Source organism: Mycolicibacterium xanthum (genome assembly GCF_019710635.1).
GTDB classification, from domain to species: domain Bacteria; phylum Actinomycetota; class Actinomycetes; order Mycobacteriales; family Mycobacteriaceae; genus Mycobacterium; species Mycobacterium xanthum.
This window is the reverse complement of the sequence record NZ_JAIFZS010000073.1, coordinates 1-15,138: the sequence shown is the minus strand read 5'-3', so window position 1 is coordinate 15,138 and position 15,138 is coordinate 1. Positions and strand designations below refer to the sequence as shown.

The window sequence follows — 15,138 nt, the reverse complement described above, 5'->3', positions numbered from 1 at the left end:
CACAACGATGCGGTCATCGCGATGTTCCAGGCCAAGGCCGCCACCGAACTCTATCTGGGATCGGAACCGCGGCCGGCTGCCGATTCGGCATCCGCCGGGTCAACCGAGAACGCCGGGTCAACCGAGAACGCCGGGTCAACCGAGAACGCCGGGTCAACCGAGAACGTTGTGACGACAAGCCCCTACGCGCTCGCACACTTCAAGCCGCCGACCGCGCTGCGCCAGCGCGAACAGCCGGAGCGGGCGGGACTGTCACTCATCTGACGGTGATCGGCCGGACAACACGCTGCAGTCGACCATGACGGCTACGCGGCCGTCATCCTCCTGAACCAGCCGTTGCGGAGGCGCCCGTGCCGGCCTGCTCACCGATGGGCCGGGCTGCTACACCCGTGGCTTGTCGCAGCTCGTCGAAGGCGGACTGGATCTGCTCGGTGAACGAGTCGGGGTCGGGCAACGTGCGAGAGCAGCCGAACACCGCGAAGTTGAGCATGTCGGCATAACTCCACACGGTCACGTTGATGCCCGCCGCGTACTTCACGTGGCCGCACGAGATGAAGTTCTCGACGCCCATCCCGCCGAAATAGCGCTTCTCCCGGGGGCCCTTCACGTCGGAGACGATCACCGCCCCGTTCAGCCGTGGGCCCACCAACCGAGCGAGCCTCAGCATCGGGCGCAACATCGCCGGCGGGGCGAGGTCGAACCACTCCTCCCGCTGCACCGGGCGAGCGTCGACGCTCGCCTTCACCGCCCTGGTCTGCACGGTCGCCGCACGCAGCCGCTCCACGGGGTCGGCGACATCGGTCGGGAGCGTGAACGTCCGGTTCGTCGCGGTGGTGCCCCACAACCGGGTGTCACCCTCGCTGGCGACCTTGGCTGCGGAATTCGCGACGACCGGGAGGTCGAAAGGTCTTCCCTCGTCGGCGAGGTACTCGCGAATCGCGCCGGCCACCAAGGCGAATACCACCGCGTTCACCGTTCCCCCGGACACCGCCTTGGCCATCTTCTTGACGTCATCGAGTGGCACCGAGACCCAGGAGAAGGACCGGCCAGGTGTCAACGGGCCGCGCCAGGGCAGTTCGGGTTGCTGCCGCAGCATCGACGGCGAGCGTGGCGCCGGCGTGTCCGCAGTCGCCCTCGCGCGGCCCTGCCGCATGGTGCGCAGCCGTCGGGGTACCTCGTGACTCAGCTCGTCCCACAGCGCACGACCGGCTCCCCGCAGTGCCTCCGAGTCGCTCAGCCGCTCGGGGGGATGCGGCATCGTCGGGGCGACGATCGACGCTCCCGGCGCCGGCGTCGAGACCATATCCAGCAGCTCCACGAACCGGGCACCGTCGGCGAGCGCATGGTTCATCTTGAGTACCGCGACGACCTTGTTTCCCTCATACCCCTCGATGAACCACGCCTCCCATGGCGGCCGGCCCGGCGGAATCGGGTCCCCGGCGATTTCGCCGATCAGTCGACACAACTGGGCTTTCGATCCGGGATCAGGTAAGCGGTTGTGCCGCAGATGATTTCGCACGTCGAACTCCGGGTCGGTGATCCACACCGGGCGGCCGAGGCCCAGCGGCGTCGGCCGCACCCGCCACCGCATCTGGGGTAGCACCGCGACAGCCCCGGCAAGCATCTCGCTCATCCGCTCGAACTGGAAGTCCCGGCTCGAGGGCTCGTCGAACACGGCGATCTTGAGGGTGTGCTGCGGCTCGACCGCCTCATCGAGGATGAACGTGGTGTCGCTGCCCGAAAGCCTGATCTCGGCACCCGCGGTTCGAGCGGATCTCATGGTCGTCCTCCTCCGCTTGGGCCTCCACGTCGCGGCTATCGACGGAAACACTCAACAGCGATGTGAGGTACCTCACGATAGCCGCGGTGGCCACCGCCCGGGTGCGGGTTGGTGGCGTTGCGCCAGCCCTTGTGGCCAAAGGCCATCCACGTAGGGCACTTGGTCACTTTCGGAGCGATTCCGCATCCTCGTCGGGCCGACCGGATTAGCGTGACGAGCGCGCACCCGGTCGCCTGCCGCAATGGCTGTGCCTGCGCGCTGCGCCTGGTTATCAGAGGTGTCGCCGTGAGTACTGAAGAACAACACGAGCCCAGCCCGGGAGACTTCACGGGCGAATGGCATCCGGAGCTGCTTCGCCGGCTGACCACGATCGCGGGTCCGCTGTACAGCCTCTACTTCCGAACCGAGGTACGTGACATGGACCGGATCCCGCCGGGCGGGGCCCTGGTCGTGTCGAACCACTCCGGCGGCATCGCGGCGCAGGACGTGCCCGTTTTCTGGCTCGGATTCTTCAAGGAGTTCGGGCACGACCGCCCGGTGTACACCCTGATTCACGACCTTCTGCTGCGCGGCCCGACCATTCCGGTGTTGACCCGGTTGGGCATGATTCGCGCCAGTCGGGACAACGCCACCGAGGCACTGCGCTCGGGCGCGGTGGTCATCGTCTTCCCCGGTGGAGACTACGACGCGCTGCGCCCCACCTCACAGCAGAGTGTCATCGATTTCAACGGCCGAACCGGATATGTCGCCACGGCGATCGAGGCGGGTGTGCCGATCGTGCCCGTGGTGTCGATCGGCGGCCAGGAGACCCAGCTGTTCCTCACCAGGGGCAAGTGGCTGGCCAAACGATTGGGGCTACAGCGACTCACCCGCGCCGAGGAGGTGGCGGTGACGGTGGGATTCCCGTTCGGCCTGAGCGTCGGAGCGTTCAACCTGCCGCTGCCGTCCAAAATCGTCACCCAGGTGCTGGAACCGATCGACATCGCCGCCGAATTCGGCAACAATCCCGATGTCGCCGAGGTGGACGTGCACGTTCGCAAGGTGATGCAGGCGGGATTGGACGACCTCGCCGCCCAACGACGCTTTCCGATCCTGGGGTGATCGCCACGATGCCAGAGCGACGCAGTCCCTCCCACGCTGTCAACGAGGCTCGCTCAGCCGTGCGTGCGTTGGTGAACGCACGACTGCTGGTGGGCCTGCGCCCGGACAAGTACCTGCGAATGGGCGCCGCCGTTCGGCGCACGGGCTTCTCCAACACGGTCGGGATCGCCGTGTCGGCGCAGCGCTGCCCGGATCGCCCCGGGTTGATCGACGAACTCGGCGTGCTGAGCTACCGCGAACTCGACACGCGGGCCAATGCATTTGCCGCCGCGTTGCAGCAGTTGCCCGGTGGCGCGCCGCAGACGGTCGGCATCATGTGCCTAAACCACCGTGGTTTCGTCGACGCGCTCGCCGCGACCGAGCGGATCGGCGCCGATGCACTGTTGCTGAACACATCCTTTGCCGGGCCGGCCCTCGCCGACGTCGTGGCGCGGGAGCGACCCGATGTCGTGGTCTACGACGAAGAGTTCGGTGCCGCAGTGGACCTCGCGGTCGGCGACGATCCGAACGTCACCCGGATCGTCGCCTGGGCCGACGATCCGGCGCAGCACCCGCGCACCGTCGAGACGCTGATCGCACGACACGCCGGACATCGCCCGGTCCGCACCGACCGCAAGTCGAGGGTGGTGCTGCTGACCTCGGGTACCACCGGCACCCCGAAGGGGGCGCGGCGTTCCGCCGGGGGTGGTGGCTCGGAGGGGCCGGCGATCTTGGGCCGACTGCCCTGGCGGGCCGAGGAGACGACGGTGGTGGCGGCCCCGTTGTTCCACGCCTGGGGTTTCGGCCAGCTCATCATGGGCACCATGCTGTCGTGCGCGGTGGTGGTGCGACGGACCTTCGACCCCGCGGCCACGATGGAACTCGTCGACCGCTACCAGGCCACCGGGTTGAGCGTGGTTCCGGTGATGCTCGACCGGATCATGGAGCTGCCCGACGAGGTGCGCAGCCGCTTCAGTGGGCGATCTCTGCGTTTCGTCACCGCCGCGGGATCGCGGATGCGACCCGACGTCGTCACCAGATTCATGGATCAGTTCGGCGACGTCGTCTACAACAACTACAACGCCACCGAGGTCGGTGTCATCGCGCTTGCCGGCCCCGCGGATCTGCGGGCCGCCCCCGACACCGCGGGAACGCCCATGCCCGGTACCGAGATCCGCATCCTCGACGAGGCGCGACACCAGCTTCCGCGCGGAGAGGTCGGCGCCATCTTCGCGCGCACGACGACGCAGTTCGAGGAGTACACGACCGGACAGACCAAGGACGTCGAGGACGGTTTCATGGCCACCGGCGACGTCGGCTACCTCGACGACGCCGGTCGGCTGTTCGTGGTGGGCCGAGACGACGAGATGATCGTCTCGGGTGGGGAGAACGTGTATCCGATCGAGGTGGAGAACACTCTGGCCAGCCATCCCGCCGTGGCGGAGAGCTCGGTGATCGGCGTCGCCGACGAGAAGTTCGGTGAACGGCTGTCGGCTTTCGTGGTGCTCGAACCGGGCGCCACGGTCAGCGAGGAAGCGCTCAAGCAGCACGTGCGCGATCACCTCGCCAGCTACAAGGTTCCACGCGAGATCGTCTTCCTCGACGAACTGCCCCGCAACGCAGTGGGCAAGATCTTGCGCAAAGATCTCAAGGCCCGGTTGGTCAGCGCGTGACCCCTACCGTCAGACACGCCCCGGGCACGCCGAAGTTGTTGCTGGGCGACTACGAGATCGCCGACCTGGGCTACCGCGACGACGAGTACTTCGTATCGGGAACGGCGTCAGCGTATTCCCTCGTCGGCGATTGCGGCCCCGACGGGCGTTGGGATGCGGCGCCTTCGGGCGAAGCCGACTACGCCATCCGGATCGTGGTCTTGAGACCTTCGGACGCCGCGACGTTCAACGGGACCGTCGTCGTGGAGTGGCTCAACGTCAGCGGCGGCATCGACGCTCCCGCCATCTGGTTCATGGCACATCGCGAGCTGGTGCGGCAGGGCTATCTCTACGTCGCGGTCTCCGCACAACAGGTGGGCATCGAAGGCGGCACGAGCCTGGGCATGGACATGTCGCTGAAGAAGCAGGACCCGGAGCGGTACTGGCACTTGAGCCATCCCGAGGACGCGTTCTCCTACGACATCTTCACCCAGGTCGGCCGACTGGTCCGGGCAGATCCGCAGCTGCTGGGTGGTCTGCAGCCCGAACATGTCGTCGCCGCCGGGGAGTCCCAGTCGGCGATGTTCCTCACCACCTACGTCAACGCGGTGGATCCGTTGGTGAGGGTCTACGACGGCTTCTTGATCCATTCGCGATTCGGGCCCGCCGCCCGGCTGGACGGCAAGTCCATCTTCGCCGCACCAGCGGACTCGGCACCCGACGCCGTGCGGTTTCGTTCCGAGTTGCGGGTCCCGCTGATGACGGTTCTCACCGAGACCGACGTGGTCGGCGGCGTGCGACCGGGTTACCACCTGGCGCGACAGCCCGACAACGAGCGGCTTTGCTGCTGGGAGATCCCGGGCACCGCGCACGCCGACAACTACACGATCCAGGTCAGTCGCATCGACAGCGGTGACGCTCCGCTGGCAGATCTGGTGGCCGCGTACTCCCCGACCGACTCCCTGATGGGACAGCAGCTACCGCACTACATCAACTTCGCGCCCCAGCACCACTATGTCCTGCAGGCCGCGATCGAGGCGCTGCACCGGTGGGTACGCACCGGCGCGGCTCCCCCGCCCGCACCGGAGATCGAGCTGACCGACACCGATCCGCGTTCGCTGGTGCTGGACGAGAACGGACTCGCCAAGGGCGGCGTGCGCACCCCGTGGGTGGACGTGCCCATCGCGCGGACGACGGGCATCGGTACCGCCGAAAGCCCGCTGTCGCACCTGTTCGGCTCCGGTGAGCCGTTCGACGCGGGCACCTTGGCCCGGCTGTATCCGGGCGGCGTGGACGACTACCTCGAGCGCTTCACCGCCGCACTCGACGCGGGGATTGGCTCGCGGTTCCTGTTGCCTGCCGACCGCGAGGAGATTCTCGCGCTGGCCGCCGCGACGTTCCCGCGCGATCGGTGATCCGACCGGGGCGGCGTGGCGGCGTCCCGGTCAGATGTCGACTGCCGACCCGTGGACCAGCCCGGACTGGACGAGTGCGTCGTCGATGAACTGATGCACCGCCTTGGCGCGGAAGAAGCCGGCGTGACCGCCGTGGTACCAGGCGATCTCGGGTTTGCCCCAGTGCTCCCAGATGCGCACCGCGTGTGAGCGGGGTTGCACGATGTGGTCGGCGATCCCGGCATAGACGAACCGGCCCTCCATCGGGACCCGGGGAGTGAGCGAAATGGGCGACATCATCCGGCCGAGAGGCTCGGCCCGGACCAGCATCTGCAGGCGCGGGTCGTCCTCGGCGAAGCCGGCGTGATATTCGAACACCTTGACCAGGTCGATCACCGGCACGCCGAGGATCGCGCAGGCAAGTCCGTCTTCGAGGCTGGCGACCAACGAGGTCACATAGGCGCCCAGCGACATGCTGTTCAGGCCGATCGGAGCGTCGGGATCCTGAGACCGGATCCAGGACAACAGCCGCCGCACGTCCCACACCGCCTGTGCCGTGGCGTGCGCGTTGTCGACCAGGTTCTCGGACGGGAACGACACCCCCTTGGGCAGTCCGCGTTTGCGAGGGCCGTGCATGGGCAGCACCGGCAGGGCGACGTTCAGGCCGAGGTTCTCGTGCAGGTGCCAGGCGCGGAACAGTCGCAGGTCGATGTCGGCCCGGCCCATTTCACTGCCGTGGATGCACACCACCCAGGGGCGTGGTTCGTCGTGCCGCAGGACCAGCGCGTATTCGCGTTCGTTGCCGGTGTAGCTGGACCACCGCTCGCCGCCGGGCTCGTCGGGGAGTGGGGCATAGCCGCTGGCGAACGAGATGCGTTCGTGGGTTCGCTTGCCCTTCCCCGCCGTCCGAACGGTGACCTCCTCCAGAGGTGGAGGTGCGGCGAAGAATCCCCGGGGATCGTCGAGCCAGCCTTTCCGATCGTAGAACTCGATAGCCGTGGCGACTTCACGCTCGACCGCCTCGAAGACCTCGGGTTCGGGGAATCGGCGGAACATCCGGAAGGCCGTGACGACGACCTCGTCGAGCAGCGCATGCCCGGCCAGCATCGGTGACGGGCGGACGACGGGCAGGTCCGTGGATTCGCCGCCGAGATAGCGGGTCCACGCTTGAGCATAGAAGCGGCCCGACCTGGCGAACGGACCGACGACGTGCGCAAGCGGATTGGTGCCGCCCGGCGATGACCCCGACGCATCAGCCTCTTGCCGGCCATCATCCGGCGTTTCAGGTAGTGCCATGGACGTCAAGCCTAGGAACCGCGCGCGAGCAGTCGCCAGGGTCTTATGACCCTCAATTTGTCTTGTCATTGCGGCCCGGAGAACTCCACCACAGGTAGCGAGGCGTCCAGTCCACGCCACCGCCCAAGGCTTGGCGAGCTGGCTGTCACGTTCGTCGGCCGGGATCGGCTCAGAGGTTGCTGTCGTCGTCGCCGGCCTTTTCGTCAATCTCCATTTGATTGACCGACCTCCGTAGCATCGGCCACTGCCGGAATTCGTCCACGGACTGACCGATCCCGCATTACGGCTGGTAAGGCGACCGCATTCGCGCCCGAACAGAATGTTCTCAGGAAGTTTTCAGAAATGTTGGCGAAGGGCTGTTGTTGACAACAGCATGGCGAGTAGGGTTTGCCTCACGCAGTGCGGCCATTCGGTCCGTCACTGGCCGAATGCCACTGCCTTCTGGGATCAGGGGTCGGCAAGCGATGATGATTGGCAAGAACAAGAAAGCGTCTGCGATCACAGCCGGTTTCGCCGTTGGTGTACTCACCGCGGCGGGTGTCGCTCCTCCCGGGCAGTCCCCTCCACTGCTGGCGGCCGCGTCCCCACGACCGCCGGCCGCGTCCCCAACGCCGCCGATGGTGTCGATGATGACGTCGGCGACAGTGGACTTGTCCGTGCTGGCCACACCCGACCGGCTGCATGCCGCGCTGAGCGGCATGCGGGTATCGGTCATCTCGGCGCGGGATGCACAGATCGCTTCCTGGACCAGCGAGGCGGTTCCAGCTGACGCGACGGTCGCTGCGCCTTTTGTTGTCCCCGGCGTTGTCGGTATTAGTGCGGCGCCGACCACCCCGCAGCCCGGTACCGCGGTCCCGGCATTCTTCGGCTCGGCGACACGTTCGGGTGCGGACCTGCCGGCTCCCACCGTTCTTGCTGTGGTGACGCGGACATCGTCACCCGACGGCGGTCCTGCCACCGGCGCCGTCGAGTTCAACGGTTCGGATGCCAGGACCGCGGCGGTCATCGACGACGGTCGCGGCGGGGGTGTGATCGTCGCGCTCATCGCAGTGTTCATCAGCGACGGCACCGCGGAGCACCCCGACGCCGGGCTGCTGTACGGCACCGGCTGGAGCGCCCCGGCCGGAAGTGGCCTCGACGGGGGCAATGGCGGCTTTCTGTGCTGCGGCGGCGGCGACGGCGGTTCCGGTGGGCTCGGGATGGATGGCGGCGACGGCGGAGACGGCGGCCTGTTCGGCGACGGCGGCGACGGCGGCGACGGCGGGCCCGGGATGGATGGCGGCGACGGCGGAAACGGCGGCCTCTTCGGCGGCGACGGCGGCGACGGCGGCGACGGGGGCAGTGTGGGTCTGCCCGACGGCGACGGCGTCGACGGCGTGGGCGGCGACGGCGGCGACGGCGGAAACGGCGGCCTCTTCGGCGACGGCGGCGACGGCGGCGACGGCGGCGATGTCGCCAACGTCGAGGGCGACGCCGTCGGCGGCGCGGGCGGCGCCGGCGGGGACGGCTTCCTGATCGGCGACGGCGGAAACGGCGGAAACGGCGGCTTCGCCGGCACCGGCCAGGTGGACCTGATGCTCCCTGGCAACGCCTATGCCGGCGACGGCGGCGCCGGCGGCGACGGCGGATCCATCAGCGGAAGCGGTGGTGCAGGCGGGAACGGCGGTGACGCCGCCGAAGGTGGGGTGGCTGCCGATGCCAGCGACCAGACGGCGGTCGGCGGGGACGGCGGCATCGGCGGTATGGCCGGGGCCACTGGCGACGGCGGTGCCGGCGGCGACGGCGGGGCAGCGTTCACGACCAACGGCGGTGGTACCGCCTTCGGCGGGGCGGGCGGCACCGGTGGTGACGCTGTCGGGAATGGCGACGGCGGTGGGGGCGGTTCGGGTGGACTCGCCTCCGGCGGTGGGTTCACCCTGGTCGAGGGCGACACGCTGATACTCGGTGGCTCCGGCGGCGACGGCGGTGCAGGAGGGGCGACCTCGGGCAACGGCGGCGACGGTGGTTCGGGCGGCAACATACAGGCCCAGCAGCAGGACACCGAGGCTGGCGCAGGCGGCGGCGGCGACGGCGGCGACGCCGTTGGATTCGGCGGCACCGGCGGCAGCGGCGGTGCAGGCGGTGACGGCCACGTTCTGGACTGCACTTGCGTCGTGATAGGCGGCGACGGCGGCGACGGCGGCGACGGCGCGCCTGTCACCGGGTTCGGCGGCGACGGCGGCGACGGCGGAAGCGTGGAGAACGGGAGCGTCACCTTCGGCGGCGTGGGCGACGCCACCGGCGGCGACGGCGGCAACGCGGGCACCGCCGGGACCGGCGGTGCCGGTGGCGCCGGCGGCGATGCTGAGTCACATGAGGACGACGCCTTCGGCGGTTATGGCGGCGACGGCGGCGACAGCGACACCAACGACGGTGGTTCCGGTGGTGACGGGGGCGATGCCACCGCCGCAGACACCGGCGTGGGCGGCAACGGTGGTGACGGCGGCGACGCCGGCCCCGGCAGCACCGGCGGCTCCGGAGGTACCGGGGGCACCGGCAGCTCCAGCGACGGCAGCGATGGCACCGACGGCAGCGACGGCTGACCTCGCACCGACACCGTGCGGATCTCGAGGACGAACAGCCCCCTTCCGGCGAGCTTGCCGAAGCGCCGCCTGGGCCACAATTTCGCCGCCGGCGGCCAGTTCGGTTGTCGCCGAGAGAGACTGCGGGTGAGCTGGAGTCGCGCCTAGTGTGAAGCCAACGCGATCAGCCGTCGACGTCCATCTCGGCCAGCACCCGGCGCAGCAGCTTCCCGGTGGCGTTTCGGGGCAGGTCTTCGACGAACACCACGTCGCGGGGCACCTTGTGACGGGCCAGGTTGTCCTTCACGTACTGCTTGATCTCTGCCGCGTCCTGAGCCACACCCGGCTCCGAAACGACGAAGGCTCGCAACCGTTTTCCGAACTCGACGTCGTCGACACCGACCACCGCCACCTCGGCGACGTCGGCGCGCTCCTCGAGGAGGTTCTCCACTTCCTGCGGGAAGACGTTCTCTCCGCCGGAGACGATCATGTCGTCGTCGCGACCGTCGACGAACAGCAGACCGTTCTCGTCGAAATGGCCCATGTCGCCGCTGGACATGTAGCCGTCGATGATCTGCTTGTTGCGGCCGTCGGTGTATCCGGTGAACGGTGCGCCGTTGCGGACGAAGAGTCGGCCGCGACGATTCGCACCCTCGATGCGTCCGTCGTTCTCGTCGTAGAGCACCACTTCGCAGGTCACCGGAGCCCGGCCGGCGGTGCCCGGCGCTGCGCGCAGTTCGGCCGGGGTGGCGATCGAGGCGATGGCGCACTCGGTGGAGCCGTACATGTTGTAGAGGACGTCGCCGAAGGTGTCTTGAACCCGGGTGGAGAGCTCCGGGCTCAACGCCGACCCGGCGACCAGGATCACCTTCAACGATGACGTGTCGTACTTGGCGATGACGTCGGGACCGAGTTCGACCATCCGGTGCAGCATCGTCGGTACCGCCACCAGCATGTCGGCCTTGTGCTCGGCGATGAGTGCGAGTGTGGCCTCCGCCTTGAAGCGCCTGGCGGTCACCACCTTGTTGCCCAATGCGGCGCCAACCGTGTATGTCGCCCAACCCGTGCTGTGGAAGATCGGCGAAACGATCACCATGGTTCCCTTGCGGGGGAACGGAACTCGGTCGACGATCTGCGCCGTGGCAAGCGGCGACACCGATTCCCGCGGCGCGCCCTTGGGCAGGCCGGTGGTGCCGCTGGTCAGGATGACCGAGCCGCCGGCCTTCTGCGGCGGGGGTAGGGGCTCGGTGGAGTTCGTGGCGACGATGTCGTCGAGCGTCTGCGCGCCGACGGGCACGTCGACGCCCTCATCCAGCCAGGTCAGCACCCGCGGCAGCTCGGCGGGCAACGCGTCGAGCAGCCCGATGAACTCGCTGTCGTGCAGCACCACACCGATCTTCTCGCGTTCGCACACCTCGGCGAACTGCGGCTTGGCAAAGCCGGTGTTCATCAGCACCAACCGGGCGCCGAGTTTGCCGCACGCGGCCATCGCGATGATCAGGCCGCGGTGGTCGCGACACAACAGACCGACGACGGAGCCCGCGGAGACACCGAGCGACTGCAGGCCCCGTGCCAACGCCCATGATTGGTCGTCGACCTGCTTGTACGTCAGCGTGCCGTGCTCGTCGACGATCGCGGGCAATTCCGCATACCTGTCCCCGCCCAGGATGGCCATCGTCGCCTGTGGGCCGTAGACCCGCGCGAGCTTGGCGCCACGCACCGTCGAGCCCAGATCTTTCAGGTCGATCACACCGGAATCGACGAGTCGCAGGACTGCTCGTCCCGACTCGGCGACGTGCTGGAACTTCTGACGGATGTCGGTCATCAAGTCGGCCATGGGGCTCCTCAGCGCCAAATTTTGCGCTACACGGTAACAGTCGCCCGAGGGCCGAACCCACACCGAGCTCTGGGTGCCGGACGTGCGGCTGCTGCGCTATCCAACAGCGTCTTCTCGCAGTGGGCGCACATCCGCCGCTGCCCGACCCCGACCCACTGTGCGCACGGTTCAGCCGAGACCCGCGGACTTCTCCAGCTCCGACAGTGCGGGCTCGATCGCGTCGGCCAGTTCATCGACGTCGTTCGCGGTCTCCGGTGTGGTGACGAAACCGAATTCCACCAACCCGTTGTAGCTGACACAGGTGATGTTCAATGCCACCTCGAGCATCACCGGTCCGAGCGGCACGAGATGTTCCACCAGTGCGCCGGCGACGTAGAGCGGATGGTCGGGTCCGGGAACGTTGGAGACCACCAGGTTGATCGGGGCGACATGACCGCCGATGTGGCTGGCGGTGTAGGCCCGCGCAGCCAGCGCCAGCAAGCCCGGCGGGGTTGTCTCCGTCAGTCCCATGATCTGATGTGCGGTGAGGGCCTTGGCCATCTCCTTGGCGCCCTGGGTGTTGCGATAGACGGTTTCGATGCGCGTCCCGGCGTCGGTGACGTCGGTGGCCAGGCTGACCGTCATCGAGCTGATCTGGTTGCCCACTTCCGTGCTGTCGTCGTGGGTGGAGATCGGAATCTGCGCCACCAGGGGCTTGTCGGGCAGCTCGCCGCGGTCGAGCAGGTATCCGCGCAGCGCCCCGGAAACGAGGGCCAGGACGACGTCGTTGAGCTTCACGCCGAACGCCGACTTGACCGCCTTCACCCGATCGAGCGACACGCTGCTGGTGCTGATCCGCCGTTGCGTCGAGATCGCCGCGTTGAAGCGCGTCGTCGGAGCCTCGAAGAATCGGGGTGGTTTGTCGGCCAGCCCGCGCACCGCTACCTGCTGGAACAGCGTCTGCTGGGCGATTCGCAACAGGCGGTAGGGCGTCCTGACCGCCACGTTGAACATGCCGCCCAGCGCCCGCAGCTGGAATGGCGGGAGCCGGCCGCTGCCCGGTGACGGCTCGGCCTCGACGGCGGGCGTCCGCGGACGCGGGGTGACGTCGAGCAGGATCTCGCTCAAGCTCGTGCCCGACACCCCGTCGACCAGAGCGTGATGCATCTTCGTCAGCATGGCCACACGGCCACGCTCGAGTCCCTCGATGAACCAGATCTCCCACAGCGGCTTGTTCCGGTCGAGCGGGTAGGACATCAGACGCGCGACCAGTTCCTCCAGCTCCCGGCGTCCGCCCGGCTGCGGTAACGCGATTCTCCGTATGTGAAAGTCCACGTCTATGTCGGTGTCCTCGACGAACCACGGCCGGTCGAGACCCAGCGGCGCACCCGCCACCCGGTAGCGCAGCACGGGCATCTCCGGAAGCCGCTCCACGACAAGGTTTCTGACTGCACGGAATGAGAAATCCGGCGCGTCTGTGGGGTCGCAGATCGCCACGCCGGCGCCGTGCATATGCCAAGCATGCGTCTCGCTGTACCAGAAGGCGGCGTCGACGCTCGATAGCCGTCGCATGGGTGAAAGGTTAGATCTGGGTCGTTGCGCTGACTGCAGAATGGTTCGAAATGCACAGGCGCACGACGATGCCGCGGCCCACCATGTACGGGAAAACCCGACTCCGCTACTGTCCCCGGCACTAGCGTTAGGGCTCTATCGGTACCGAGTCGGAGGTCGTCGACGACGATGCACAGCACCATGCAGGACTTCCCATTGACCATCTCAGCCATCCTGCGATATGCGACGGCTGTGCACGGTGACCGCACCGTCACCACCGCCATGGGCGCCGGCGAGTACCGGCATGCCACGTACGCCGAGGTGGGTAAGCGGGCTGCCCGGCTGGCCGGCGCGTTGCGCCGCCTCGGTGTCGACGGCGACGAGCGGGTCGCCACCTTCATGTGGAACAACCAGGAGCACTTGGAAGCGTATGTGGCCATTCCTTCGATGGGGGCCGTGCTGCACACGCTCAATATCAGGTTGTTCCCCGAGCAGATCGAATTCGTGGCCTACGAAGCCGAGGATCGGGTCGTCATCGTCGACGCGTCGCTGGCGGGCCTGCTCGCTCCGGTGATCCGGACCATGGAGACCGTGCACACGGTGATCGTCTCCGGTGACGGGGATGTGTCGGCGCTCGACGTGCCCGGCAAGCGGCTCGTCCGATACGAGGACATCATCGCGTCCGAGCCCGACGATTTCGACTGGCCGGTGGTCGGCGAAAATTCTGCTGCGGCAATGTGTTACACCAGCGGAACCACTGGCCATCCGAAGGGCGTGGTCTACAGCCACCGGTCGAGCTATCTGCATTCGATGGCCGTCTGCAGCGGAAACGGCATGGGACTCAGCTTCTCGGACAGGGCGCTGCCGATCGTGCCCATGTTCCACGCCAACGCCTGGGGTCTGCCCTATGCGGCGCTGATGGCCGGCGCGGACCTGGTGCTGCCCGACCGCCACATGGACGCCGCCTCGATGGTGAACCTGATCGAAACCCAGCGACCCACCGTCGCCGGTGCGGTGCCGACGATCTGGAACGATGTCATGCACTATCTGGAAACCGATGCCGGACATGATATCTCGTCGCTTCGAATGGTAGCCTGCGGCGGCTCGGCGGTGCCGGTGTCACTCATGCAGAACTTCGAGAGGCAACACGGTGTGCAGATCCGGCAACTGTGGGGGATGACCGAGACCTCGCCGATGGCGACGCTGGCCTGGCCGCCACCGGGCACCCCGGAGGACCGCCACTGGGTGCTGCGGGCGTCTCAGGGGCGCCCGATGTGCGGCGTGGAGGCGCGCATCGTCGACGACGAGGGCAGCGCACTGCCCAACGACGGCGAATCGGTGGGCGAACTCGAGGTGCGCGGACCGTGGATCACCGGCTCGTACTACCGCAACCACGATGAGTCGAAGTTCCAGTCGGGCTGGCTGCGGACCGGGGACGTCGGCCACATCGACGCGCAGGGCTATGTCACGCTGACCGACCGCGCCAAGGACGTCATCAAGTCGGGCGGTGAATGGATCTCGTCGGTGGAGCTGGAGAACGAGCTCATCGCCCATCCCGCGGTGCTGGAAGCCGCCGTTGTCGGGGTGCCCGACGAGCGCTGGCAGGAGCGACCGCTGGCCGCGGTCGTCCTGAAGGAAGGCGCCAAGGCGACCCCGGGCGAGCTACGAGAGTTCCTGTCCGGCAAGGTGGCTCGCTGGTGGCTGCCCGAGCGATGGGCTTTCGTCGACCAGGTGCCACGTACCAGCGTCGGCAAGTACGACAAGAAGACCATCCGGGCCCGCCACGCCGAGGGCCAGTACGACGTCGTCAATATCGACCAGGAACGCAACTAGGGCGTGTCTCCGTAATATTCGCGCCTTGACCGGCGACGATTGTGACCGTGACGCGGATGGGTGTGATTTCTGATGGGTTCTGGTCGGCCGTCGAGTCGGTTATGCCCTCGGATGTAGGTAAGCGGGGCAACAGATTCAGCGATCACCGGTTGATCTTGGAAGGGATCGCGTGGCG

The 15,138-nt window shown here is 67.7% G+C and carries 9 protein-coding genes and 2 pseudogenes; 7 read left to right on the top strand and 4 right to left on the bottom strand.

What is annotated here, in order from left to right; all coding sequences use genetic code 11:
- Positions 1-264 (top strand): annotated as a pseudogene (locus JDV09_RS23670) (hypothetical protein); the annotation flags it as partial.
- Between the two features lie 52 nt (positions 265-316).
- Here JDV09_RS23670 and JDV09_RS23665 read toward each other — a convergent pair.
- Positions 317-1,780, bottom strand: coding sequence for a wax ester/triacylglycerol synthase family O-acyltransferase (locus JDV09_RS23665; RefSeq protein ID WP_221371585.1), 1,464 nt, complete (start codon positions 1,778-1,780; stop codon positions 317-319).
- A gap of 285 nt (positions 1,781-2,065) precedes the next feature.
- Here JDV09_RS23665 and JDV09_RS23660 point away from each other — a divergent pair, with 285 nt between their 5' ends.
- Genes JDV09_RS23660 through JDV09_RS23650 form a run of 3 tightly spaced genes read left to right on the top strand, consistent with a single transcriptional unit; the run spans position 2,066 to position 5,927 of the window.
- Positions 2,066-2,881 carry a 1-acyl-sn-glycerol-3-phosphate acyltransferase gene (locus JDV09_RS23660; RefSeq protein WP_372453020.1) on the top strand — a complete coding sequence of 272 codons (816 nt, stop codon included), beginning with the start codon at positions 2,066-2,068 and terminating at the stop codon, positions 2,879-2,881.
- 8 nt (positions 2,882-2,889) lie between these two features.
- Positions 2,890-4,533, top strand: a complete 1,644-nt coding sequence (gene fadD12 / locus JDV09_RS23655) for an acyl-CoA ligase FadD12 (RefSeq protein WP_221371584.1) — start codon at positions 2,890-2,892, stop codon at positions 4,531-4,533.
- Entirely contained in the window at positions 4,530-5,927 is a 1,398-nt protein-coding gene (locus JDV09_RS23650) for an alpha/beta hydrolase domain-containing protein (RefSeq protein WP_221371583.1), read from the top strand. Before fadD12 ends, JDV09_RS23650 begins: the two co-directional genes overlap by 4 nt.
- Positions 5,928-5,957: 30 nt before the next feature.
- Here the strand turns inward: JDV09_RS23650 and JDV09_RS23645 are convergent, their stop codons facing one another.
- The gene (locus JDV09_RS23645) at positions 5,958-7,202 is read right to left on the bottom strand and encodes an alpha/beta hydrolase family protein (RefSeq protein ID WP_221371582.1); all 1,245 of its coding nucleotides are present in this window, start codon (positions 7,200-7,202) and stop codon (positions 5,958-5,960) included.
- A gap of 629 nt (positions 7,203-7,831) precedes the next feature.
- Between JDV09_RS23645 and JDV09_RS23640 the strand changes: the two genes are divergently transcribed.
- Positions 7,832-9,784 (top strand): hypothetical protein, encoded by a 1,953-nt coding sequence (locus tag JDV09_RS23640; RefSeq protein ID WP_221371581.1) that lies wholly within the window; start codon positions 7,832-7,834, stop codon positions 9,782-9,784.
- Positions 9,785-9,947: 163 nt separating this feature from the next.
- On the opposite strand, the gene JDV09_RS23635 is transcribed toward JDV09_RS23640, so the two are convergent.
- Both JDV09_RS23635 and JDV09_RS23630 read right to left on the bottom strand, forming a co-directional pair.
- Positions 9,948-11,600, bottom strand: a complete 1,653-nt coding sequence (locus JDV09_RS23635; protein ID WP_221371580.1) for an acyl-CoA synthetase — start codon at positions 11,598-11,600, stop codon at positions 9,948-9,950.
- A 168-nt stretch (positions 11,601-11,768) separates the two neighbouring features.
- Entirely contained in the window at positions 11,769-13,151 is a 1,383-nt protein-coding gene (locus tag JDV09_RS23630) for a WS/DGAT/MGAT family O-acyltransferase (RefSeq protein WP_221371579.1), read from the bottom strand.
- Between the two features lie 168 nt (positions 13,152-13,319).
- Here JDV09_RS23630 and JDV09_RS23625 point away from each other — a divergent pair, with 168 nt between their 5' ends.
- Together JDV09_RS23625 and JDV09_RS23620 are read left to right on the top strand one after the other, a co-directional pair.
- Entirely contained in the window at positions 13,320-14,963 is a 1,644-nt protein-coding gene (locus JDV09_RS23625; RefSeq protein ID WP_221371578.1) for a long-chain fatty acid--CoA ligase, read from the top strand.
- Positions 14,964-15,010: 47 nt separating this feature from the next.
- A pseudogene (locus JDV09_RS23620) lies at positions 15,011-15,138 on the top strand (IS5 family transposase); the annotation flags it as partial.

Coding starts and splice junctions, on each gene's coding strand:
- JDV09_RS23645 (WP_221371582.1), bottom strand. CDS start 7,202: ATGGCACTACCTGAAACGCCGGATGATGGCCGGCAAGAGGCTGATGCG.
- JDV09_RS23665 (WP_221371585.1), bottom strand. CDS start 1,780: ATGAGATCCGCTCGAACCGCGGGTGCCGAGATCAGGCTTTCGGGCAGC.
- JDV09_RS23635 (WP_221371580.1), bottom strand. CDS start 11,600: ATGGCCGACTTGATGACCGACATCCGTCAGAAGTTCCAGCACGTCGCC.
- fadD12 (WP_221371584.1), top strand. CDS start 2,890: ATGCCAGAGCGACGCAGTCCCTCCCACGCTGTCAACGAGGCTCGCTCA.
- JDV09_RS23625 (WP_221371578.1), top strand. CDS start 13,320: ATGCACAGCACCATGCAGGACTTCCCATTGACCATCTCAGCCATCCTG.
- JDV09_RS23630 (WP_221371579.1), bottom strand. CDS start 13,151: ATGCGACGGCTATCGAGCGTCGACGCCGCCTTCTGGTACAGCGAGACG.
- JDV09_RS23640 (WP_221371581.1), top strand. CDS start 7,832: ATGACGTCGGCGACAGTGGACTTGTCCGTGCTGGCCACACCCGACCGG.